Source organism: uncultured Sutterella sp. (assembly GCF_937923675.1).
Taxonomy (GTDB): Bacteria; Pseudomonadota; Gammaproteobacteria; order Burkholderiales; family Burkholderiaceae_F; genus Sutterella.
Genome location: NZ_CALDXB010000089.1, coordinates 1 through 22354 on the forward strand (window position 1 = coordinate 1; position 22354 = coordinate 22354).

Genomic DNA, 22354 nt, shown 5'->3' on the forward strand with positions numbered 1-22354 from the left:
AGGACGGCAGCCTCTCACGTTGTCAACTCCGGTTCGAATCCGGATGGGGACGCCAAGCATCACGGCAAAAAGAAACCCTGCTCTATCGGCAGGGCTTTTTTGTTTCAGGCGGAGCACTTTGGCGGAAGGCATTTCTAAAAGAGCCTCTTCACGCCGATGTCCCCATCGTCTAGCGGTTAGGACGGCAGCCTCTCACGTTGTCAACTCCGGTTCGAATCCGGATGGGGACGCCAGACCGAATTTGAATCGAAAAGAAAACCCTGCGGCAGAACGTTCTGGAGCAGGGTTTTGCGTTTTTAAAATTGCCGTTCATTTGGCGAGCCGATGCTTGCCGCCGTGACGCCCGCAGGTGAGAAACCGCACGTCGCCTTGGCGTTCCGCGCGCATTCGTCTCGCTTCCCGGGGATCAACAAGAAGCGGCTCGGAGAGTTCAAGCCGGTCGCCGGGAGAGAGAACGTCCGTGAGCTGCGCCCGGCGCGCATAAATTGAGAGGCCGAGTCCCGGCTCCTGCGGATCGCGCCCGAGTGCAGCAAGAGCATCCTCGACCGTTGCGGCGTCGGGAAGTTCAATTTCGCGCTCGGCCGCAACGGCTTTCGCGCCCTGATGAGTAATCTCACAGATTGCAATTCGCATAGAAATCAGTTCGAACGCAAAGTCGATAGAATTTGGCTTCCCGTCAAAGGAAAGAAATCAAAGCATTATCGCGGGCGTGCGGAGAATTGCAAGCGTCTTCTCCCACAAAAAAGCGGCATCGGAGCCTTCCCCTGGAGAAGAACCGGCCCGCACGCCCCCAAGCACCCGAATTTTTCAAGCAGGGCCACCTATGGCAACCAAAGCACAACAGAAGAACAAGGCCGGAGCCACCCCGCGCATCGTCAACAAGCGCGCGACCTTCGACTACACGATTGAGGAGCGCTTCGAAGCGGGCCTCGTTCTGCGCGGCTGGGAAGTGAAGAGCGTCCGCGCCGGACGCGCGCAGATCAATCTTGCCCACGTCTACATTCGCGACGGCGAGCTCTTTCTCTGCAATGCGCACATGAATCCCGCCGACCAGGTCTGCACGCACGAAACGCTCGAAACGAACCGCACGCGAAAGCTCCTCATGCACCGGCGCGAGATCATGAAGCTGATCGGCCGCGTCGAGCGTCAGGGCTATACGCTGATCCCGCTCAACCTTCACTTCAGCAAGGGCCGCGTCAAGGTCGACATTGCGCTCGCCCGCGGCAAGCGCGAATATGAAAAGCGCGCGGACGAAAGCAAGAAGGAATGGAAGCGCGAGCAGGAGCGCATCATGAAGAAGGATTCAAGAGGCCGGAACGTCTACTGACCGTCTTCGCGAATCCTTTCTGTGAGAAAACCAAGCGGAAGAAAAGCATCATGGGTTCCAGAATCAGAAGTTTTGCCGGCATTCTCCTCGCGCTCGCGGCGGCGCTCGTCTCTGCACGGACCGTCACAGACGACAACGGCGACAAGGTGGAGGTGCCCGATCGCCCCGAGCGCGTCGTTGTTGCGAACATTCTTCCGCTCGCTCCCTATGCCGTCGCCTTTACGGGCGATCCCGCCCGCATCGCCGGCATGCATCCGGCCTCCATGTCGGCCTCCAAAGCCGGGCTCCTCGGAAAAATCTACCCGCAGGCGCTTCAGATCCCCACCCGGTTCATTCAGGGAGCAAGCCTCAGCATCGAAAGCCTGATGGCGCTCAACCCCGACCTCGTCCTCGTCAACGCCCCCGACAAGCGCATGCTCGAGCGCGTGCGCTCGGCCGGGCTCACGGCCTTCGGCATCAGCCCCGTCAAATGGAATTACGACGTTGAGAAGACCTTCGACGGTTGGACCGAATCGCTTGAAAAAATTTTCCCGGACGCTAAGGCGCGGGGTGAAGTGCTTCGCGGCGAAATGAAGCGCGCCCGGGAATTCGTTGAAAAGCGCATCAGCGCCATTCCGCAGGCGGAAAGAAAGCGCGTTCTCTTCATCGTCCGTGCGGACTCCCGGGAGCTCGTGGTTTCGGGAAAGCGCTTTTTCGGCGAGTCCTGGTGCGCCCTTACGGGGTCCGTGAACGCGGCGGGAGGCATTGAAGCCGAAAACGCCAATGCCGCCGTCTCGATGGAAAGCGTCTACGCGTGGAACCCCGACGCCGTGATTCTCACGAACTTCACGCCCCTCATGCCCGAAGACATCTTCGCCGGGCGGGATCAGGGCCGCGACTGGTCGCACGTGAAGGCCGTCGAGGAAAAGGCGGTCTACAAGATGCCCCTTGGGCTTTACCGCACCTTTACGCCCTCGGCCGACGCTCCCGTCACGCTCCTCTGGCTTGCCAAAACCCTTTATCCGAAGGCTTTTGAAGACGTGAATCTCGTCGAAGAGGCAAAGCGCTACTACAGGACGGGCTTCGGCATGACATTGACCGACGACGAGGCCAGGGCCGTCTTCGAGCATGACGCGGGAAGCGCCGAAAACGCCTCCGCGTCGGTCCGGAGCAGCCGATGAAGGGAAGCGAAGCGCCTCACGACTCTCCACTAGCGCTTCTTGATGCAGAGAAGCGCTCGCGGCACTTCCGGCTCTCGCTCGCGCTCCTCATTCTGCTTTCCTTCGCGGCAGCCTTCCTTTCGCTCCTTGCGGGCCGCTACGGCTTGTCGCCCGCCGATACGCTCGAGGCTCTCCTGCATCCGGAAGCGAAAACTCCGGCCTCAAGCATCGTCTGGAACGTGAGGCTCCCGCGCATTCTTCTTGCCTTTATTGCCGGAGCGGGACTTGCCGCCTCAGGCGCCGCCTTTCAGGCGCTCTTTGCCAATCCCCTTGCCGCACCCGACACGCTCGGCGTCGCCACCGGCGCCTCCTTCGGCGCGGTGCTCGCCATTCTTCTCGGGCTCAATGCTTTCGCCATTCAGGGGCTCTCCGTTCTTTCGGGGCTTGCCGCCATTGCTGTCGTCATGCTCGTCGCTCGCGGACGAAACGGCGAATCGGGCTCCATTCTGATGATTGTGCTCGCCGGCATGGTGGTGGGCGCGCTCTTCACTGCGTTCGTGAGCATCGTCAAGTTTGCGGCCGACCCCCAGGACGTTCTTCCCTCCATCACCTTCTGGCTCATGGGGTCCCTTACCGGCGCCTCGATGCGCACGATTCTCCCCGGACTCCCGCTCCTCATTCTCGGGGGCGCGATCCTCATGAGCCTCCGCTGGCGCCTCAACGCCGCATCGCTCCCGAAGGACGAAGCCGAAAGCCTCGGCATCAACGTGCGGCTCATGCGGGGAACGGTCATTCTTGCCGCCACGCTCATGACGGCGTCGGTCGTGTCCCTCTGCGGCCTCATCGGCTGGGTGGGGCTCCTCGTTCCCCATGCGGCGCGCCTTCTCTTCGGCGCGGCCAATGAGCGGGTGCTCCCCGCTTCCATGGTCCTGGGAGGGCTCTTTCTGATCCTCATCGACACGGCGGCGCGCACCATGGCAGAGAGCGAGATTCCCGTCTCCATCCTCACGGCGCTCGTGGGCGCCCCCGCCTTCATCATCCTCATGCGCCGCGCCGGCAGACCGCTCTGAAAGAGGGCCTCAAACAATCATGGACGTTCAGGTCAGAAACGGATCCTTTCACTATCCCGGGGGCGACCCGGTCCTCCGGGACGTCAATTTCGAGTTTGACGGCCGCGGCGTCTTCGCGGTTCTCGGTCCCAACGGCGCCGGCAAAACAACACTCCTCAAGTGCCTCCTCGGACTCATGCCCTGGAGCACGGGCGAATCGCTCTTCAACGGGAAGCCTCTGAAGGAATGGCACAGAACCGACTTCTGGCAGCGTGCGGCCTACGTGCCGCAGGCGAAACTCTCAAACCTCGCCTCGCTCACGATTGCCGAATACGTGGTTCTCGGCAGAAGCGCCCGGATCGGGCTCTTCTCCTCTCCCGGCAAAAACGACTGGATCCTCGCCCAGAAGGCGCTCGAGGAGGTCGGAATTGCGCACCTCTCGCGCCGCCTCTGCTCAGAGGTCTCGGGCGGCCAGCTTCAGCTTGCGGCCATTGCCAGGGCGCTCGCAAATGACCCGGAACTCCTCATCCTCGACGAGCCCGAAAGCAACCTCGACTTCCGCAACCAGGCGCTCATCCTCGACGTCATCGACCGGCTGACCGAACAGGGTCCCGGGGTGATTCTCAACACCCACTTTCCCGCACATGCGCTTTCGCGCGCTAAATCCGGCCTCCTCGTTCCCCGCGGGGAAGCGCCCGTCTTTGCGCCGGCAAGCGAAATCTTCACGGAAGAGGCGCTCTCAAGGCTCTTCGGAATCGACGTCAAGATCCGCACGCTTCAATTCGGCCCGAAGACCCTTCCCGTTGTCGCGGCGCTCCCCTGAAAGCCCCGCCCATTCATGCAGAAATCCGGATTCTGCACAAAACGCCGGCTTTGCAAAAACTACCCCTTAAAAAATAGGTTTATAGAGATTATCAACTAGTTCCCTTTTCAAAACCCGGTACTTTAGTTCTGCATTTCTTGACAGTTGCATTCACGCGGGAGTATGTTTCGCACACTGCACCCATCGACTGAAAGCAGAATTTTCAGTTTGAGCCGACAACAACAAAGGAAGAAGGAACATGGCTAGTCAGGACCGAGTAATCATCTTCGACACGACGCTGCGCGACGGCGAACAGGCGCTTCCGCAGAGCCTCTCCGAACGGCAGAAGCTTCAGATTGCGCTCGCGCTCGAAGAGCTCGGCGTTGACGTCATTGAAGCGGGCTTTCCCGTTTCCTCCCAGGGCGACTTCGAATCCGTTCAGCTGATTGCAAGAACGCTCAAGCACGCCGTTCCCTGCGGCCTCTCGCGCGCCGTGATCAAGGACATCGACGTGGCCGCTCAGGCATTGAAGGCCGCCGAGCACTTCCGAATACACACCTTCATCGCCACGTCCTCGATACATGTGAAGGACAAGCTCCGCAAGACCTTCGACGACGTGCTCGCCATGGGCGTGGCCGCCGTGAAGCAGGCGAGAAAATATACGGACGACGTCGAATTCTCCTGCGAAGACGCAGGACGCACCCCGATCGATCAGCTCTGCCGCATGATTGAGGAAGCGATCAACGCGGGCGCCACCACCATCAATATTCCCGATACCGTGGGCTACACGGTTCCGACCGAATTCGGCGGCATCATCACCCAGGTCATGAACCGGGTCCCCAACGTTGACAAGGCGGTCATTTCCGTTCACTGCCACAACGACCTCGGCATGGCGACGGCCAACTCCCTCACCGCGGTCCAGATGGGCGCGCGCCAGATCGAGTGCTGCGTGAATGGTCTCGGCGAACGCGCCGGCAACTGCTCCCTCGAAGAGGTTGCCATGGCGATCAAGCTCCGCTCGAAGATTCTGGGCGGCGTCGAAACCGGCATCATCGCCAAGAACATTGCCCGCACCTCCGCACTCGTTTCGAAGATCTGCCACGAACCCGTGCCCTCGCACAAGGCGATCGTGGGCTCGAACGCCTTCTCGCATTCGTCGGGCATCCACCAGGACGGCGTCCTCAAGAACCGCGAAACCTACGAAATCCTCACCCCCGAATCGGTGGGCTTCAGCGGCAACACGATGCTGATGACCGCCCGCTCGGGCCGCCACATGATCCGCGAATGCCTGAGGAAGTTGGGCTACGCCGACGACGAGTACGATCTCAACGACATCTACGCGCGCTTCCTCAAGCTCGCCGACAGAAAGGGCCAGGTCTTCGACTACGACCTCGAGTCCCTCATCTTCTTCACGAAGCTCGACGAAGAGGACGACACCTACCATCTCGAGCAGATGAACGTGACGAGCGGCACGGCCTCGGTCATTCCGACCGCAACGGTGCGTCTGCGCGTCGGCCGCCGCACCCGCACGGAATCGAGCATCGGCAACGGCCCCGTCGACGCCTGCTACAACTGCATCACGCACCTCACCGGCATCAAGTGCGTGCTGAAGAGCTACGAAATCAACGCGAACGGCGCCGGCATGGATGCGCTCGGCCAGGTGGACGTGACGGTCGAATATGAAGGCCGCATCTTCCACGGCATGGGTCTCTCGACCGACGTGATTGAATCCTCTGCGCTCGCGCTCCTCCACGCGATCAACAACATCGAGCGCGCGAAGCGCATTCACGCCGCGAAGAAGCGCCCCTCGCGCACGGTGAAGGCCGCTGCCGACGAGGCTGCGAAAGCCGCCGAATAAAGCATCAGGCCCGAATTCCGGGTTGAAATGAGGGAAAGCGGCGAACGCTTTCCCTTTCCTCTCCGGCTCCCGGACCTCACCCCATTGCGACTGACCGCTTTCAGAAGCTTTTCTGAAGACGGCCGCCCTCTTTTTACCCCGTATTTCCTACCAGGATGACTGATATGACCCGCAACCACCGCATTGCAGTTCTCGCCGGCGACGGCATCGGACCCGAAGTCATGCGCGAAGCGCTCAAGGTGCTCGACGCTGCCGGCGCCCGCTTCGGCTTTACGCTCGAACGCACGGAAGCCCTTGTGGGCGGCGCCGCCATTGATGCGGCGGGCACGCCCCTTCCGGAAGCGACGATTGCTGCCTGCGACAAGGCCGACGCGATTCTCTTCGGTTCGGTCGGCGGCCCCAAGTGGGACCATCTCCCGCATTCCCAGCGCCCTGAAGCGGGCGCGCTCCTCCCTCTGAGAAAGCGCTACAAGCTTTTCTGCAATCTCCGTCCGGCCCGCATCTTCCCGGGCCTCTCCGCGCTCTCGCCGCTGCGCGCCGACATTTCGGAAAAGGGCTTCGACATGGTGATCGTCCGCGAACTCACGGGCGGCATCTATTTCGGCACGCCCAAGGGCAGGAAGGGCGAAGGCGAGGATGCGACCGCCTACGACACCGAGGTCTATTCGAAGCGCGAAGTGCGCCGCATCGCCGTCGCCGCCTTTGAAGCCGCCCGCGGCCGCAGAAAGAAGGTTGCCTCGGTCGACAAGTCGAACGTTCTTGCCTCCTCCGTCCTCTGGCGCGAAACCGTTGAGGAGGTCGCGCGCGACTATCCCGACGTCGAGCTCTCGCACATCTACGTGGACAACGCCACGATGCAGCTGATCCGCGATCCGGCGCAGTTCGACATCATGCTCTGCTCGAACATGTTCGGCGACATTCTCTCCGACGAATGCGCCATGATCACGGGCTCGATGGGGCTTCTCCCCTCGGCTTCGATCGGCGAGGGCGGCTTCGGCCTCTATGAGCCGGCGGGCGGCTCCGCTCCGGACATCGCCGGAAAGGGCATCGCCAACCCGGTCGCGCAGATTCTCTCCGCCGCCATGATGCTTCGCTATTCGCTCGGCGAAAAGGAAGCTGCCGACGCGATTGAAAAGGCGGTTCTCGACGCGCTTGCCGCCCGCGAAGTCACGGCCGATCTCGCCCGCGCCGCGGGAGCAGAACCCCTCAACACGCGCGAAATGGGCGACGCCATCGTCCGCCGCATTGCCGAGGGAGCCTGAAAAATGGGAAAGACGCTCTACGAAAAAGTCTATGACGCCCACGTCGTGATGCAGAAGGAAGGCGAACTCCCGCTCCTCTACATCGACCGCCACATCATTCACGAAGTGACGAGCCCGCAGGCCTTTGCCGGCCTGCGCGCTGCGGGCAGAAAGCTCCGCCGGCCCGACCTCATGATCGCGACGATGGACCACGACATCTCGACCCAGCGCCCGACGCTCGAGGCCTGCATGCCGCTCGCGAAGAAGCAGGTGACGACCCTCATCGAAAACTGCCGCGAATTCGGCGTGAAGCTCTTCGGCCTCGGCGACCCGCGTCAGGGCATCGTGCACATCATCGGGCCCCAGGAAGGCTTTACGCTTCCGGGGACGACCCTCGTCTGCGGCGACTCGCACACGGCGACGCACGGCGCCTTCGGCGCCCTTGCCTTCGGCATCGGCACGTCCGAGGTCGAACACGTGATGGCAACCCAGACCCTCAAGCAGCAGCGCCTCAAAACCATGCGCATCCGCTGCGACGGCAGGCTCGGGAAGGGACTTTCCGCCAAGGACCTGATTCTTGCCATCGCCGGCCGCCTCACCACGGCGGGCGGCACGGGCTACGCCGTCGAATTCGCGGGCGAAGCCGTCAAGGCGCTCACGATGGAAGGCCGCATGACGCTCTCCAACATGGCGATCGAAATGGGCGCCAAGGTGGGCATGGTTGCGCCCGATGAAGTCACGTTCGAATACCTGAAGGACCGTCCCTACGCCCCGAAGGGAAAGGACTGGGACGAAGCCGTCGCCTACTGGCGCACGCTCGCCTCCGACCCCGACGCAAAGTTCGACGCCGAGGTCGTGCTCGACGCTTCGAAGCTCGAGCCGCAGGTCACCTGGGGCACGAACCCGGGGCAGGAAACGGCGATTACGGGGAACGTCCCCGTTCTCGAATCCTTTGAGAACGTCGTTGCCCGCGAAAGCGCCGAAAACGCGCTCAAGTACATTGAGCTCGCACCGGGCGCTCCGATGACGTCGGCCAAAATCGACACCGTCTTCATCGGCTCCTGCACGAACGGACGCATTGAAGACTTCCGCGCTGCGGCCGAGATTCTGAAGGGCCGCAAGGTTGCGCCCGGCGTGCGCGCGCTAGCGGTTCCGGGCTCCGCCCAGGTCCGCGAGATGGCAGAAGCCGAGGGCATTGCCCAGATCTTCCGCGATGCGGGCTTTGAGTGGCGCCTCCCGGGGTGCTCGATGTGCCTCGCGATGAACGACGACCGTGCGGAACCGGGCTCCCGCGTGGCGAGTACCTCGAACCGCAACTTCGTCGGCCGTCAGGGGCGCGGCAGCCGCACGCACCTGATGAGCCCGGCCTCCGCGGCAGCTTCTGCCGTTGCCGGCCGCATCGCTGATCCGCGCGACTATCTCTAAAGGAATTCCGGCAATGCAGAAATTCACCGTCTTCACGTCTGTCGCAGTTCCTCTGAACCGCGCCAATGTCGACACCGACCAGATCATCCCGAAGCAGTTCCTTCTTGCCGTCGATCGGAAGGGGTTCGGACACCATCTCTTTCACGACCACCGCTGGCTCGACGCCGAGGAAACGAAGCCCAATCCCGAGTTCGTGCTCAACTACCCGGAATACAAGGGCGCCGGAATCCTCGTTGCACAGGCCAATTTCGGCAACGGCTCGAGCCGCGAGCACGCCCCCTGGGCGCTCCTCGAATACGGCTTCCGCTGCGTGATTGCGCCCTCCTTTGCCGACATCTTCAAGAACAACGCCCTCGGGAACGGCCTTCTTCCGGTCGAACTCAAGCAGTCTGAAATCGACGCGCTCTTCAAAAAGCTCGAATCCGAAAAGGGCATGGAAGTCACCGTGGACCTTGAAAAGGAAACCGTCACGGCGGGCGACCTCCACTTCAGCTTCAAGGTGGATCCCTTCCGCCGCTGGATGATGCTGGAAGGCCTCGACGCGATCGGCCTCACCTTGAAGGACGAGGACAAGATCGCCGCCTATGAGGCGACGATGCCGGCCTGGCGCGCTAAGCCCCTCGGCTGATCCGCGCGCCTTTTTCTCGAAAAATCCCCTTTGCCCATGACTGGCTGCTTCCTCCCTCAGGCGGGGAAGCAGCCTTTTTTGTTCTCGCGGGCTTCAAAAGTGCGGGCCTTCAGCCTTCGCCCTGCGCCTTCAGGATGACGTTTCCGGCTCTTCGCCTCCAGGTCCTGAAAAGCGCCCGCTCAATGGCGGGATAGCCTTCAAGCCACGCCGCCGCTCTGCTCAGGAAGACCCTCGAATCCCAGAGCATCACCTCGACATAGGCGCGCTCCTTCGACTGCGCTTCGCCGCAGATGATTCCTTCCTCTGAAAACTCCGCCATCGCGGCTTTGAAATCCGCGATCGCGCGGCGCTCCGCTTCGTCCCGTGCCTCTCTATCCAGATCCGGCGCGAATTCAAAGGCAAGGAAGCCCGCTGCGGCGCCAATTCTCTGGAAGGCGTCAATGGCCTCCGCTTCATCGGCCCGGTATTCATTCATGAAGACCGCGCACTGCGTGAAGCCCGGGCCGATGTCGAAGTAGAGCTCCTGCGCCCTCGGATCGGGCTTGAGCCAGAATTCGAGCTTCTCTCGGATCAGCTGGCGCATGTCGAAATCTTTGGACGTCGGAATGTGTTCATGGAACCATCGGGCGAGGTCATTCATTCTGATTCCGGGCTCATCGCGCTTTGCCTTCATGATGGAAATGCCGCGGACAAGACGCATGCTTGCGGCTTCGCCGACCGCATCCTCGATCATCGTGCCGAGATCCTCGAAGATCGCCGGGGCATCCTCCTGAGAAATCCCGCGGAAGCTTTCCGCATAAAAGCTCACCCGCCAGCCCGAATCCTCCAGATCCACCCAGAGCGTGAGCTCCTCAGGACGTATCCCTGACCGGAAGGCGCCGCTTCCGACCTGAATTCCCGGGCCGCGGCCCAGTTTGAGGGACCATTTTTCCGTGAGCGCTTCCGGCATCCGGTCGGCGAAATGCACGAGAGGGAATGCTTCGCTGAGCCTTCCCTTCGGGGAAAAGAAAAGGAGGCCCCGGCCGTCCTCATCAAGACCGAGCCCGAATCCCCAGTTCATCGCGACCGGATGAAAAATTCTCTCCGCCCGCTCATTCGCCTCAACCAACCGCCCTTCGCGAAGCAGATCCAGCACGACGGCAGCCTCCTCCGAGAAGCGCCGCCAGACAAGCTTCAGGCGATTTCTGAAGGGCTTGAGGAAGATGGGGAAAGTCACGCCGCGTCTTGCCGCTTCAAGGCGCGCAATTGCATCCTCGTCGCCGGGCTTCTTCTCAAGCGCCTTTTCGAAAAACCTGAGCGCCTCGCCGTCCCGGTCGAGAAAATAGAGCGCATAGCCCATGCGGTAGTTCCAGAGGAAGGTGCTCCCCGCGGCGCTTCGCGATGCGCCGAGGATTTCAATTGCACGTTCAAAGAGTTCGTCGTCTCCGGGCTCTGCCAGGTTGTTGTAGGCGCGGGCAAGTTCGCCCGAAAGCCGCCACGTGCGCTTTTCCGGAGGCAGCGCTTCGAGAAGATCAATGATCCCCTGGTATTCGGAAAGTTCGTTCAGAGCCTCCACTTTCTCGAGGAGCGCCTTCTCGCCGGGCTCGTATTCGCCGCCGTCCCCGCCGCTCCTCAGCTCAGACGAATCGTCAGTGCTGATATGGCTTAAGTCGTAGTATCTGACGACTTCCTCATCGGACTCCTCATCTGCCGCATAGACGGCGACGATCCGGTTCTGCTGCACTTCAACCAAACGGGGCTTCTCAAAACTTTCGAGCGCGGAAGGAAGAAGGCGCGCGAGGCCCGCGAGCCACCAGGCCGGCATATGCGAAAACCCGGCTTCATTCATGCGGAAAACGATTTCCACCTCGCCCTTCCCGAACGCAAAGACGCCGCGGCAGAAGGGGTCTTCGGGCGGATCCGCAGGCTTCCAGTCTTTTAAGGGAAGCGCTCTTTGCGCCGCGGCGAGCCCCTCGGGATCAATAAGGATGCATTGGCAGGACCGGATTTTTTCGAGAAGCTCGCCCGAAGGGAGCGCATCCTCGCGCAATGCCTTGTCGGCTTCCGGGTCGATGAGGTGGTATTCCATCTGTGCGAGATCAGCGCCTCGCTCGATATCCTCTCCGAGCATCAGGAACTCCGGATCATCCGGCACGAGCGCGAGGCCGCGCTTCTGCGCTTCCTCTGCCTCGGACCTGAGTCCGAGATGTGCGCAGAGCCTCCCCAAAAGAAGCCATCCCCAGGGATAGTCGGGCTCCTCCGCGACGGCGCGGTCGGCCGCTTCCTTTGCCTCCTCGATTTTTCCGAGATAGTTGAGCGCCGCTCCGAGGCGATACCAATAGGCGCCCGAACCCGCGGCATTCTTCTCAGCGCGCCGGAGAACCTTCACGGACCGGACGTACTTTTCGTAGCTGTCCATGTTGTTGAGCGCATAGGAAAGTCGGAGCGCGGTCTCGAGGTCCTCTGCGGCCTCTTCTTCCGTGAAGCGGCCTTCGGAAACGCCCTTCGCAATTTTCTCGTCGATCAGATGCTCCATGCGCCAGGCATACATGGAATTGCCGTCGTCAAGGGCATCAAGCTCCTCGCGATCCGCGTCGGTGAAGATTCTGCCTTTCGGGGTGGCCATGATTTTCTCCTCTTTCCGATTCATCAGCGTGTTCTGCCGCAGCAGATGACTTTCTCCCATTAAATCAGATTGGAGAGGCAAACGCTTCCTCAAAAATACGAAGCCCGGCAGCGGAACGCATCCGGCTGCCGGGCTTTCAGGGAATTATTCCTGCTGGAACGCTTTAGCGAACGGAGAGCCTGACGTCTTCCGTGATGGCGCCAGAGTAGCGGGCGATGTATTCGCCCTTTTCGAGCTTCGGCGGCACGAAGAAGGTGCCCGTCGAGACAACCTGACCGGCCGTGAGCTTCCTGCCGCGCTTCGCAAGCGCCTCGACAAGCCACTTGAGCGCATGAATCGGCTGATCAAGCACTTCTGTCGAATCGCCCGACTTGATGACCTTGCCGTCCTTCAGGAGATCCACGTGGATCTTAAGAAGGTCCTCGAGCTCAAGCTTCGTGCCGTCCACGGGCGTTCCGTGAATGATGTAGCCGCCGACAGCGCAGTCCGCGACGACGAGATACTTGTTGAGGGCCGGGAACCAGGCCTTGAAGCGCGCATCCGGAACCTCAATGCCGCCCGCGACGGTCACATTCCTGAGAAGCTCTTCGTCGGACATCCCGGGCTCGAGATCAACCTTCGGGATCATCGAGAGCTCGACCTCAATCAGAGGCTCATTCATTTCAGCCATCTGAAGGACGGCAGGCGCAGCAAGAATGTGCGAGGGAATCTGTTCGCCGAAGAGCGGCTCAGTCGTGCCGAACATGTCCTGCGTCGTCTTGCTCGTGAGCGAAATCTTGTAGCCGCCCGTAGGCTCTCCCTTCTGCTCGGCCACCGCGCGCTGAACCGCGTAAGCGGTTTCGAAGTCGTTGAGAATGCCTTCGCAGGCCTTCATTTCGAGCGGAGCATTGTTCTTATATGCCTCAAAGAGCGCCTTCGGGAGTGTGGAAAGATTCATCGGCTTGCCTCATGAAATAAATGCGCAGCCAAAGGTTTTTCGCTTCCCGCTCAAAACCGCCGCTGCACAACAAAAAAGACGGGTGTTTTCTCCTCAGGGGACGAGCGTCCGGCGAAAGAGGCTCCCCGAGCCCCTCCGGAAACGTGACATCCCGAATTTCGCAGAGAATATTCTTTAAAGAATATCGTCTTCACATCGTGAAAACACGCGCATCTCTAGGCAGAACCCCTGACCAGAGGGCGTATCAGCGCATAGAGCATTGCTTTCGCAATGCCAATCAGCCCGATGCCGCCAATCCGCGAAAACGCTGAGAGCCGGGCGCCTCTGCGAGCTCTAAGATTTTGGAATCAGCTTCTCCCTGTCACCCGCCTTTCCCCGATCCGGCATGCACGACCTTTCCGTCTTTTTTGCCATCACCTTCGTTACCGTCCTAACCCCAGGCGCCGGCGTTCTCTTTACGATTTCATCGGCCCTGAGAGGCGGCATGCGCTCTGCCTGGCAGGCGCCCCTCGGCAACGTTCTCGGCTCCTTCGTGATTGCGCTCCTTTGCGCGGTGGGATTAGGGGCTGTGCTCACCACCTCGCCCGTTCTCTTTACGGCGCTCCAGGTCGCCTCGGCGATCGTCCTTCTCTACCTCGGCTGGCGCGCCTGGCACAGTCCGGCAAAGAGCTTTCAGTCCCTGAGGGAAGGAGAAATCGAATCCGAACCGGGGCCGAAGCCCAAAGGCGGGGCGCTCTTTCTCTCCGCCTTTCTGCTTCAGCTCACGAACCCGATGCTCTTCGTCTACCTCGTCTCGCTCCTGCCGCAGTTCGTGGCGCCCGACGACCCCTACGTCGAGCGCATGGCCGTGCTTCTCGCCATCTTTGCCGGCACGGGCATCGTCATTCACTTCTCGTACAGCTACTCGGCAGCCTGGGCGAGACGGTTCCTCTCGGGGCCGAAAGCCTCCTCCATCATGAACCGCGTCTCGGGAGCGCTCTTCATCTTCTTCGGCGTGAGCGTCCTCGTAAAGGCGGTGGCCGCTCAGATGGCTTGAGGCATGGCAGGAAGCTTCTGCGGAAAAAGGCCGGAAGACATGCCTCCGGCCTTTTTTCATTTCGGGAGAATTTTTCGTAGAGCTTCTCCCGGACTTTCTTTCCCTTATTCGTCGTAGCGGACCAGAGCTTCCGTGAGAACGCGCGCAGCCGAGAGGAAGTCGTCCATCCTCATGGCTTCATCGGGATTATGCGAGCCCTTCTGGTTGGCGATGAAGAGCATCGCAAAGGGAATCCCCGCCGCACCGAAATTCGCCGCATCGTGGCCCGCGCCCGAAGGCATTTCCTGGACGCCGATGCCGAGCGACTCGGCGCCCTTTCTGAGAAGCGCCATCAGCACCGGATCGGAATGATTGGGCGGAATGACGATGGAGGGATCTGCTTCAAAGGTGACGCCCATTTCAGCGGCGAGCTCGTCGAGCTCCCGGTCGATGACGGCGGAGAAGCGCGCAAAGGCTTCGTCGTCGAGCGAGCGCATGTCGAGCGTCATTTCGCATTCGCCCGCAATCTTGTTCGGAATCGCGGTATCGGGCGTGCGGATCGAACCCGTCGTCACGACGAGGTCGTCGCCCATCGCCAGGGCATGCGCCCATTTGTCGTAGATGTGCGAAACGAAGCGCGCGCAGGCGCAGGCCGCATCATGACGGAAGGGAAAGTCGATTGCGCCCGCATGGGCGCCGACGCCGGTCGCGCGGATTCTGCGGTTGAGCCGTATGCCGCGAATCCCGGTGACGAGACCCACGCGCGCGGTCTTCGAGTTGTCGAGCTTCGCGCTCTGCTCAATATGCGCTTCAAAGAAGGCGGCGATCCTTGTGAGGTCCATCAGGGGCTTCCCGCCCGTGAGCTTCTGAGCATCCAGACCGTGCTTCGCAAGAAGGTCGCCGAGCGTCGGCGCGCCCGCAATGAAGCGGCGGTCGAGGTCAACGGGCTTCAATTGCCCGAGAAGTCCCGTGGAGCCCACCAGACCCTGCTCCTCGCACCGGAGAACGAGCACGCGGTAGTCGCGCGGGAGCACGATGCCCTTGGCCTTCATCCAGAGAACCGGGCAGAAGGCCGCGGCAATGCCGGCGAGTCCGTCGTAGTTTCCGCCGTCAAGCACGCTGTCGGCGTGGCTGCCGGAAACGAGCGCCGGAAGCGAACGGTCGCGGCCGGGAAGCGTGAGCCAGAGGTTCCCGGCGCCGTCCTCTTCCGATTCAAGACCGAGCGCCTCGCCCGCACGCTTCAGGTATTCCACCGTCCGGTCTTCCTCGGGCGAATAGCCAAGGCGCGTGACGCCGCGTCTCGGTGCAGGCGAATGCGTGAGTTCGCGCACATCGGAAAAGAGCTTTTCAATGAAGGGTCCGCAGACGCGGGCGAAATCAGAAGTGTCCTGGGTCATGACAAAAAATGGGGAAAGCAGAAAACGAAAATCCCCGGAGCTTCTCATTTGGTGAAAGGACTCCGGGGATCATTCAGGCGAGACGCGCCTCAGGCATTACTTCAGATCAACGCCGAGGAAATTAAGCGCCGTCTGCGTATGGAGCGCTGCGCCCTTCACGAGGACGGATTCATCCACCGTATAGCACATGTGGTGCTGCGGGTAGACGGCATTGCAGGCGGGGTTGCGGATGCCGAGGAAGACCATGGCGCCCGGAACCTTTTCCTGATAGTAGGCGAAGTCTTCGCCGCCCATCGTCTGCTCGGCTTCGACCACCTTGCCTTCGCCGAAGATCTTCGTCACGGCTTCTGCTGCCAGGTCGCAGATCTTCGGGTCATTCGTCGTGACCGGAACGAGGTACTCGTAATTGACTTCAGCAGTACCTCTCATTGCTTCGGCAGTGCACTTAGCGATGCGCGTGATGCGCTCGGCAAAGCTGTCGCGGATTTCCTTCGAGAAGGTGCGGGTCGTGCCTTCCATCACCGCGTCGCCGGCAACGACATTGAAGCGCGTGCCGCTCGTCAGTTTGCCGACCGTGACGACAGCCGTATCGATCGGGGAGAATTCGCGCGACACCATCGTCTGCAGGTTCATGACGATGGAAGCCGCCATCACGAGCGCATCCGTGCCGTGATGAGGCTGCGCGCCGTGCGTGGACTTGCCCTTCACGGTAATCGTGAACTTGTCGCCGCTCGCCATCGTCGGGCCCTTCCTGATGCCGACGGTGCCCGCCGGATAGTCCGCCCAGACGTGCATGCCGAAGCAGGCGTCGACGCCCTCGAGCGCGCCCTCGGCAATCATCGACTGAGCGCCGCGGCCGATTTCCTCGGCAGGCTGGAAGGCGAGAAGAACCGTGCCCTTGATCTGGTCGCGCACGTCGTTCAACATATGCGCGGCGGTGAGGAGCATCGAGATGTGGCAGTCGTGGCCGCAGGCATGCATCACGCCCTGATTTTCGCTCGCGAAGGGAAGACCCGTTTTTTCCGTCACGGAAAGCGCGTCGATGTCGCCTCTCAGCATGATGGTCTTCCCGGGGAGCTTCCCTTCGATGCGCGCGAGGGTGCCCGTACCCATGCCGCAAACTCTCCAGGGAATCCCGGCCTTATCGAGCTCCTCGCGGATGCGCTGGGCGGTCTTCACCTCCTTCGTGCTTTCCTCGGGGTGCTGGTGGAAATAGCGGCGCATTTCAACCTGATAAGCGCTGTACTTTTCAATAAGGTCCTGCAAAGTCATTTTTGATTGCGTCCGAATAATGACATAAGGCGTTCAAAGCGAGCCTTCTCCGGGAGAAGCTCCTGAACGCCTTACATCAGGAAGAAATAGAAATCAGAGGAACTTGACGAAGATGCCGGCGAGCACCACGGAAGTAATCGTCACCGTAACGAACCCGCCCACAATCATCGAGGGGAAGAGACGGCTCATCAGATAGTCGACCTCTTCCTTGTTGGCGCCTTCATCATGGCAGATCTTTTCAGTCATGATCGCGTCGAAGGGAAAGCCGTAGAGCGCCGTGAGGCAGTTGGCGTAGCCGAGCCACGGGGAAATCTTCAGGATCCTGCCGACGATGAAGGCCATGATGCCCATGCCGCAGAGGCCGACCACAAGAAGAATGAGCATCGGTCCGATCAGGTCGAAGAGGAGCGCCGGCGTGCAGTCGGCGAGGCCGCTGTAGACGAACATGATCAGAGCGAAGAAAAGGAGATCCTTCGAACCGGTCTTGCTCAGCACGTCAGGCTCAAGGAACCCGAGGCGGCAGAAAATGACGCCGAGAACGAGCGCCCAGATCGCGCCGCTCACGCCCGTGAGAATGCCGATCACGACAGCAAGCCAGCCGACGAGCGCGAGCTTCAGAAGCACGAAGAAAGGCGTATTCCAGGATTCCGGGACGGCAAGAATGCCGCGCTTTTCATTTTCCGGAAGCGCCATGGCTTCAGCCATCACGCGGCGGCTGTCAACAACTGAACCGCCCTCCGGATGACCTTCGCGCGCCTCCTTCAGAAGCTTCTGCGCTTCGCGCTTCAAGCAGATCGCGGTAAGGGGATAACCGGCAAAGCCCTGAATGCAGTACATCGAAATCGCGAAGACCGCCGCCACGGGGAGACCCGCATCCTGAGCAGCCTTCTGCATCATGGTCGTTGCAACGATGCCGCCCGCGAGCGGGGGGAGACCCGTAATGACGAGAGTCTTGTCCATAAGGAGCGGGCAGACGAACCAGGCAAGCGAACACATGCCGAGGAGCCCCGCCAAGCAGATGATCACGGTCTTCCACTGCTCAAGGAGGCGCTTAAGGGAAAAGAGCGTGCCCATGTGAGCAATCAGGAGGAAGATCGCAACGGTCGAGCCCAGCTGCAGGATCTTGGCATCTGCCACTACCGTCTTCGGGAGGAAGGTCCAGAAGCAGAGAAGAAGAATGACGGCCGAAATGAAGACTGAGGGGATCCAGCCTTTGGTGAGCTTAGAGAGCCATTCGCCGAGGAGCACTACCACGAGGCAGGCCACAAAGGCGGACATGAAGTTGTAAAGCATGAATTTCTCCTGCAGACAAAGGCTGCGCGTCAGACGCGCGCTTTTCCTGCCTTTATCCGTAAGGATGATTCTAGGAAGAAGCCATTTCCCGTCCCGTCTTTTCTCGTGCTTCTCTGATAATTCATGTTGGCGAATAGTAGGTTTTGCCTAGAAAAGCTTTCGCGAAAACGAGGAAAAAACATCGTCAGGCCGGCATCTTCCCTCACTTCAGGAGCTCTTCACCGGCATCGAGCAAAATACCGGGGCGACACATTTTTTGAAGGAAGTCATTCATGTCTCTCATCACCCGCCGCGAGATCTGCGCGCTTGCCGCCGTCATGCCGCTCGGCGCTTTTGCTTCTCCTGCTCAGGCGTCCCTCACGAAGGCCGGCGCCGAGAAGTTTCCGCAAGCAGAGCTCTCCGTGCTCCTTTTCCCGGGATTTGAAACAATTGACGCCATGGGCCCGGTCGAAATGTTCGGGAACCTCAGGGACTTTTCCATGCGCTTTGCGTCCCTCGAGGGCGGCGTCGTGAAGAGCGCCCAGGGCCTTCCGGTGATGACGGAAAAATTCGGGATCGAAAACGCCTCGCCGCTCCTTCTCGTTCCCGGCGCGGCGCCCGCCTTCCTGCCGAAGGACCCGCGCTTCTTTGAAATGCTTAAAGCCGCTGCCCAGAAAGCGGACTCAGTGCTCACCGTCTGCACGGGATCGCTTCTCGTCGCGAAAACCGGGCTTCTGAACGGAAGAAAGGCGACGAGCAACAAGAAGGCGCTTCCGATGGTGATGAAGGCGGTCCCGCAGGTCAACTGGCAGAGAAAAGCGCGCTGGGTGGTCGACGGGCGCTTCTATACGTCGTCGGGCATTTCGGCCGGCATGGACATGGCGCTCGGCTTCATTGCCGACCGCTACGGCGAAGAGGAAGCGCAAAGGATTGCGGGCTTCACGGAATACCGCCGCATTGCTGATCCTTCAGACGATCCCTTCGCGATTTGAAAAGCGTTTGAAATCTGAAAAAAGAGGCGCATTTCCAACCGGGAAAGCGCCTCTTTTCATGCGGAGCCGTTGCGAAGGAAATCAAGTTCCGCTCAGTCCCTTGCGGCCGCCGATACAAGAGCCTTAAAGAGATTGAGCGCTTCGGGGCGCTCGTGCGAGAGCATCTCCGGATGCCACTGCACCGCGAGCATGAAGCGCTTCGTCGGATCGTTGAAGGATTCAATGATGCCGTCCTTCGTCGACCGGCCGTTGAGGACGAGTTCATCCCCAAGCTTCTTCACGGCCTGATGGTGGCGGCTGTTGACGCGGATTTCGCCCGAACCCACGATCGTTTCGAGGAGCGTCCCGGGCTCGACCGTGACGCCGTGCGTCACGACTGCGTAGTCCTCGGGCTGACGATGCACGTCCATGGGAACCCCGAGCTCCGTCGGAATGTCCTGAATGAGGGTGCCCCCGTAGACGACGTTGAGCACCTGGCAGCCGCGGCAGATGCCGAGGGTCGGGAGATCGTGCTCCACGGCAAGCCGTCCAAGAACCATTTCGAGGCGGTCGCGCGCGGGTTCGAGCTCTCCGCAGGCGGGGGATTTTTCCTCGCCGTAAAGCGCGGGATCAATGTCGGCGCCGCCCGTAATGAGGAGGCCGTCAAGCCGGCTGAAAACCTCTCTCATGTCCGCCTCATCAATGCTGATCGGCAGGAGCACCGGAATGCCGCCCGCACGCGTCACCGACTGCAGATACTGATTGCGAACGCCCAGGACGGATTCGGGCTTCAGGTCCGGCGTTACGCCGATCAAGGGCTTCATGGCGCTAAGGTCCTCTGGAGACGAAAGGAAAAAATACGGGCCGAAAGACATGATTCCGTCCTTCGGCCCGATCGATTCTATTTAGAGGGAAATTTCCCCGAATCAGGCGGTTTGCTTATCCGAAGCGGTGTTCTGCAAAACCGCGCCCTCGACGAGCGCCTCATTGAAGGAGGCCTTCTTTTCAGCATCTTCCTGAGCGGTCTTGGCGGTTTCGACCTCAAGCTCCGTCTGAAGGAGCTTCACCATCATGAAGCGGTTGAGAACCTCACGTGCAAAGAGGAGGAACCCGAGGTAGAGCTCGCTCTTTCGGAGCGAAATATGCTCGTCGCCGATCTGCACGAGGAAGCTCTGCTGAGCGAGGTCGAGGTGCTCGAGCACGCGCGTGCAGGCCTGGGGACTGAAGTTGTCGCGCACCTGCTGCATTTCCTTGGCAAGAAGAATCGTGTTCTCGCGCATCTTGCCGCGGAAGGGCGAATGGCTGTTGGCGACGTAGTTTTCGGCGACGCCCAGCTGATCGCGCAGCGAATGGCTCACTTCCTTCATGTTGGTGAAGGCGCGGTAGTAGAAATTGCGCGCATCGCGGTCGCGCTTTCTTCCGCCCCCCTGAAGCGCCATGCTGTAGTAAATGCCTCGGCGCTCGGAGATTTCATCCATGAGCGAAATCGACTCGGCCTTGAGCTTCGCAAGACTTTCATTGTCTTCGCGCAGGAAGGCGACGAGGCCGTCGGAAAAGACCGTGAGCGTGCGGTCAAGGTAATGGTTGACGTTCGTCGTGAGGAGCTCGCAGATCGAGCTCTGGTCGCCCTTGTCGACCTGACGCGCCGTCTCTTCGGTTTCTTCCGGCGCATCCTTCGTGAAGAAGTTCGTGCGGGCGATCACGCAGAGCGCGAAGATCATGCCGATCAGAATGACGGGTTCTCCCCACAGGGCCATGAGGGACGCTACAAAGCCGCAGGCGGTTGCCGCGCTGAAGGCCGTGAGGAACCAGCCCGTAATCACCGTGAGGACGCCGGAAATCCGGTAGACGGCGCTTTCGCGGTCCCAGGCTCGGTCGGAAAGCGACGACCCCATGGCGACCATGAAGGTGACGTAGGTGGTCGAGAGCGGAAGCTTCATGCTCGTTGCCGAGGCAATCAGCGCCGCCGCGAGCACCAGATTCACACTCGCGCGCAGCTCGTCGAAGGGAAGCTCAATCTGACCGGGCTTCGGACGCGGCTTCACAAAACGCGTGTCGAGCGCCGCAAAGACGGATTTCGGGATGATCTGATGAAAGACGTCGTTCATCCGGAGGGCGCTTCGAACCATGACGCGCGCCGGGAGGGAGGAACCGAACTGTTCCTTGCCGCCGCGGGTGGCGGAGGACAAATTGACTGCCGTGCGGATGACGCGGTGCGCCTTTTTGGAGAACCAGAGCGTGAGGCACATCACAACGCCCGAACCCGCAAGGATGAGCGTGGGCGTATGCGTGATGTTTCTCAATCCCCCCATCGTCATCACTTCAGGATCAGCACCGGGCTGGGAAGTGAAGAGGTGGAAGCTGTCGAGGGCCGCCACCGGAACGCCCACGAAGTTGACCAGGTCGTTGCCGGCAAAGGCGAAGGCAAGCGCAAAGGTGCCGGAAAGAATGATGAAGGGGAAGATGTTGGCGCGAAGGAAAATGATCGCGCTCTGGAAAAGGACGAAGCAGAGGGCGAAGACGCCGAAAAGGATTTCCTCGGTGTTCTCATCCATCCAGAGAATCCACTCGGGCTGCATGAAGCTCGCGCCGCGCGCGCCCTTCATGACGAGGAAGTAGAGAATCGCGGTCAGCGACACCGCGCCGAAGATGCCGCCCGCCCAGCGGTACATGCGTTCGTACTGGAACGTGAAGATGAGGCGGAGGATGTACTGGATGACGAGGCCCGCCACGAAGGCGATGATCACGGAAACGAGAATGCCCATGATCATGGCGAGGGCTTTGCCGGAATTGACGTAGCTCCCGAGCTCGGAGAAAGGCGCTCCGCTCATCCAGATCTTGGCGCAGGCGACGGCGAGCGTGCCGCCCAGAAGCTCGAAGACGATCGAAACCGTGGTGGAAGTGGGAAGCCCCAGGGAATTAAAGGTGTTGAGGAGGAGCACGTCCGTCACGATGACGGCGCAGAAGATCACCATCACTTCCTTGAAGGTGAGCATTTCCGGCACGAATACGCCGGTCTTTGCAATCTCCATCATCCCGGAGCTGAAGGTCGCGCCGAGCAGCACGCCGGCGCTGGCGACCGAGAGGATCACCCAGAAGGGAGCGGTGCGGGAGCCGACGGCGGAATTCAGAAAATTAACGGCATCGTTAGAAACGCCGACAAAGAGGTCGCAGATGGCAAGGGCTGCGATCAGGGCCAGGACGGTGTAAAGAAATATGTCCACGATTTGCCTTTATGCCCGCTTCTGCATGCCCTGCCCGGCACGGCCTTCCCCGCGGGAAGGCCTTCCTGGAGTAGGCAGACGTGCTGACGAGCTCATTTCCGGAATGTAATAAATATGTAACTCGACATTTTAGGGAAGCATATGAGGCGGATCAATTAGGCCGAAATATTTATTCCGCCCTCGGTATGCCTC

General features: G+C 60.7%; 18 protein-coding genes and 1 tRNA gene. 11 read left to right on the forward strand and 8 right to left on the reverse strand.

Translation table 11 applies throughout. The annotated features are described in order from the left end of the window. Positions 1 to 158 precede the first annotated feature (158 nt). Positions 159 to 233: transfer RNA gene (locus Q0106_RS10595), tRNA-Glu, on the forward strand. Between the two features lie 76 nt (positions 234 to 309). Here the strand turns inward: Q0106_RS10595 and Q0106_RS10600 are convergent. Then, positions 310 to 633 carry an RnfH family protein gene (locus Q0106_RS10600; RefSeq protein ID WP_297612644.1) on the reverse strand — a complete coding sequence of 108 codons (324 nt, stop codon included), beginning with the start codon at positions 631 to 633 and terminating at the stop codon, positions 310 to 312. Between the two features lie 190 nt (positions 634 to 823). Between Q0106_RS10600 and smpB the strand changes: the two genes are divergently transcribed. The 8 genes from smpB (at position 824) to leuD (ending at position 9469) form a co-directional block, all read left to right on the forward strand. After that, positions 824 to 1327 (forward strand): SsrA-binding protein SmpB, encoded by a 504-nt coding sequence (smpB, locus tag Q0106_RS10605; RefSeq protein ID WP_297612646.1) that lies wholly within the window; start codon positions 824 to 826, stop codon positions 1325 to 1327. 50 nt (positions 1328 to 1377) lie between these two features. Next, complete coding sequence (locus Q0106_RS10610; RefSeq protein ID WP_297612648.1) at positions 1378 to 2487, forward strand: ABC transporter substrate-binding protein; 1110 nt, start codon at positions 1378 to 1380, stop codon at positions 2485 to 2487. After that, positions 2484 to 3536 carry an iron ABC transporter permease gene (locus Q0106_RS10615; RefSeq protein WP_297612651.1) on the forward strand — a complete coding sequence of 351 codons (1053 nt, stop codon included), beginning with the start codon at positions 2484 to 2486 and terminating at the stop codon, positions 3534 to 3536. The genes Q0106_RS10610 and Q0106_RS10615 overlap by 4 nt, the downstream gene beginning before the upstream one ends. Positions 3537 to 3555: 19 nt before the next feature. Continuing rightward, entirely contained in the window at positions 3556 to 4338 is a 783-nt protein-coding gene (locus Q0106_RS10620) for an ABC transporter ATP-binding protein (RefSeq protein ID WP_297612654.1), read from the forward strand. Between the two features lie 238 nt (positions 4339 to 4576). Further along, on the forward strand, positions 4577 to 6175 hold the full coding sequence (gene leuA / locus Q0106_RS10625; RefSeq protein ID WP_297612657.1) for a 2-isopropylmalate synthase: 1599 nt from the start codon (positions 4577 to 4579) through the stop codon (positions 6173 to 6175). A 164-nt stretch (positions 6176 to 6339) separates the two neighbouring features. Further along, positions 6340 to 7437, forward strand: coding sequence for a 3-isopropylmalate dehydrogenase (gene leuB, locus Q0106_RS10630; RefSeq protein ID WP_297612660.1), 1098 nt, complete (start codon positions 6340 to 6342; stop codon positions 7435 to 7437). A gap of 3 nt (positions 7438 to 7440) precedes the next feature. Next, positions 7441 to 8841, forward strand: a complete 1401-nt coding sequence (gene leuC, locus Q0106_RS10635; RefSeq protein WP_297612663.1) for a 3-isopropylmalate dehydratase large subunit — start codon at positions 7441 to 7443, stop codon at positions 8839 to 8841. Between the two features lie 13 nt (positions 8842 to 8854). Then, a complete protein-coding gene (leuD, locus tag Q0106_RS10640; RefSeq protein ID WP_297612666.1) occupies positions 8855 to 9469 on the forward strand; it encodes a 3-isopropylmalate dehydratase small subunit in 615 nt (204 codons plus the stop codon). A gap of 109 nt (positions 9470 to 9578) precedes the next feature. Here the strand turns inward: leuD and Q0106_RS10645 are convergent, their stop codons facing one another. Together Q0106_RS10645 and Q0106_RS10650 are read right to left on the reverse strand one after the other, a co-directional pair. Beyond that, entirely contained in the window at positions 9579 to 12074 is a 2496-nt protein-coding gene (locus Q0106_RS10645; protein WP_297612669.1) for a tetratricopeptide repeat protein, read from the reverse strand. Positions 12075 to 12237: 163 nt separating this feature from the next. Further along, positions 12238 to 13011, reverse strand: coding sequence for a 2-oxo-hepta-3-ene-1,7-dioate hydratase (locus Q0106_RS10650; protein ID WP_297612672.1), 774 nt, complete (start codon positions 13009 to 13011; stop codon positions 12238 to 12240). A 385-nt stretch (positions 13012 to 13396) separates the two neighbouring features. On the opposite strand from Q0106_RS10650, the gene Q0106_RS10655 reads away from it, so the two are divergent. After that, positions 13397 to 14047: a LysE family translocator gene (locus Q0106_RS10655; RefSeq protein WP_297612675.1), complete on the forward strand. Its 651-nt coding sequence runs from the start codon at positions 13397 to 13399 to the stop codon at positions 14045 to 14047. Positions 14048 to 14151: 104 nt separating this feature from the next. Here Q0106_RS10655 and Q0106_RS10660 read toward each other — a convergent pair whose 3' ends face one another. The 3 genes from Q0106_RS10660 to Q0106_RS10670 all read right to left on the reverse strand — a co-directional run bounded on the left by Q0106_RS10660 (position 14152) and on the right by Q0106_RS10670 (position 17988). Continuing rightward, on the reverse strand, positions 14152 to 15423 hold the full coding sequence (locus Q0106_RS10660) for a hydantoinase/carbamoylase family amidase (RefSeq protein ID WP_297612678.1): 1272 nt from the start codon (positions 15421 to 15423) through the stop codon (positions 14152 to 14154). Positions 15424 to 15519: 96 nt separating this feature from the next. Continuing rightward, positions 15520 to 16695 (reverse strand): amidohydrolase, encoded by a 1176-nt coding sequence (locus Q0106_RS10665; protein WP_297612681.1) that lies wholly within the window; start codon positions 16693 to 16695, stop codon positions 15520 to 15522. Positions 16696 to 16788: 93 nt separating this feature from the next. Next, positions 16789 to 17988, reverse strand: coding sequence for a hypothetical protein (locus tag Q0106_RS10670; protein WP_297612684.1), 1200 nt, complete (start codon positions 17986 to 17988; stop codon positions 16789 to 16791). Between the two features lie 272 nt (positions 17989 to 18260). Here Q0106_RS10670 and Q0106_RS10675 point away from each other — a divergent pair, with 272 nt between their 5' ends. Next, positions 18261 to 18959, forward strand: a complete 699-nt coding sequence (locus Q0106_RS10675) for a DJ-1/PfpI family protein (RefSeq protein WP_297612688.1) — start codon at positions 18261 to 18263, stop codon at positions 18957 to 18959. Between the two features lie 92 nt (positions 18960 to 19051). Here Q0106_RS10675 and Q0106_RS10680 read toward each other — a convergent pair whose 3' ends face one another. Both Q0106_RS10680 and Q0106_RS10685 read right to left on the reverse strand, forming a co-directional pair. Continuing rightward, a complete protein-coding gene (locus Q0106_RS10680) occupies positions 19052 to 19762 on the reverse strand; it encodes a gamma-glutamyl-gamma-aminobutyrate hydrolase family protein (protein ID WP_297612691.1) in 711 nt (236 codons plus the stop codon). A gap of 102 nt (positions 19763 to 19864) precedes the next feature. Further along, positions 19865 to 22162, reverse strand: coding sequence for an inorganic phosphate transporter (locus tag Q0106_RS10685; RefSeq protein WP_297612694.1), 2298 nt, complete (start codon positions 22160 to 22162; stop codon positions 19865 to 19867). Positions 22163 to 22354: the final 192 nt, after the last annotated feature.

Coding starts and splice junctions, on each gene's coding strand:
- Q0106_RS10680 (WP_297612691.1), bottom strand. CDS start 19,762: ATGAAGCCCTTGATCGGCGTAACGCCGGACCTGAAGCCCGAATCCGTC.
- leuB (WP_297612660.1), top strand. CDS start 6,340: ATGACCCGCAACCACCGCATTGCAGTTCTCGCCGGCGACGGCATCGGA.
- leuA (WP_297612657.1), top strand. CDS start 4,577: ATGGCTAGTCAGGACCGAGTAATCATCTTCGACACGACGCTGCGCGAC.
- Q0106_RS10620 (WP_297612654.1), top strand. CDS start 3,556: ATGGACGTTCAGGTCAGAAACGGATCCTTTCACTATCCCGGGGGCGAC.
- Q0106_RS10675 (WP_297612688.1), top strand. CDS start 18,261: ATGTCTCTCATCACCCGCCGCGAGATCTGCGCGCTTGCCGCCGTCATG.
- Q0106_RS10655 (WP_297612675.1), top strand. CDS start 13,397: ATGCACGACCTTTCCGTCTTTTTTGCCATCACCTTCGTTACCGTCCTA.
- Q0106_RS10610 (WP_297612648.1), top strand. CDS start 1,378: ATGGGTTCCAGAATCAGAAGTTTTGCCGGCATTCTCCTCGCGCTCGCG.
- Q0106_RS10650 (WP_297612672.1), bottom strand. CDS start 13,011: ATGAATCTTTCCACACTCCCGAAGGCGCTCTTTGAGGCATATAAGAAC.
- leuC (WP_297612663.1), top strand. CDS start 7,441: ATGGGAAAGACGCTCTACGAAAAAGTCTATGACGCCCACGTCGTGATG.
- Q0106_RS10645 (WP_297612669.1), bottom strand. CDS start 12,074: ATGGCCACCCCGAAAGGCAGAATCTTCACCGACGCGGATCGCGAGGAG.
- smpB (WP_297612646.1), top strand. CDS start 824: ATGGCAACCAAAGCACAACAGAAGAACAAGGCCGGAGCCACCCCGCGC.
- leuD (WP_297612666.1), top strand. CDS start 8,855: ATGCAGAAATTCACCGTCTTCACGTCTGTCGCAGTTCCTCTGAACCGC.
- Q0106_RS10665 (WP_297612681.1), bottom strand. CDS start 16,695: ATGACTTTGCAGGACCTTATTGAAAAGTACAGCGCTTATCAGGTTGAA.
- Q0106_RS10615 (WP_297612651.1), top strand. CDS start 2,484: ATGAAGGGAAGCGAAGCGCCTCACGACTCTCCACTAGCGCTTCTTGAT.
- Q0106_RS10600 (WP_297612644.1), bottom strand. CDS start 633: ATGCGAATTGCAATCTGTGAGATTACTCATCAGGGCGCGAAAGCCGTT.
- Q0106_RS10660 (WP_297612678.1), bottom strand. CDS start 15,423: ATGACCCAGGACACTTCTGATTTCGCCCGCGTCTGCGGACCCTTCATT.
- Q0106_RS10670 (WP_297612684.1), bottom strand. CDS start 17,988: ATGCTTTACAACTTCATGTCCGCCTTTGTGGCCTGCCTCGTGGTAGTG.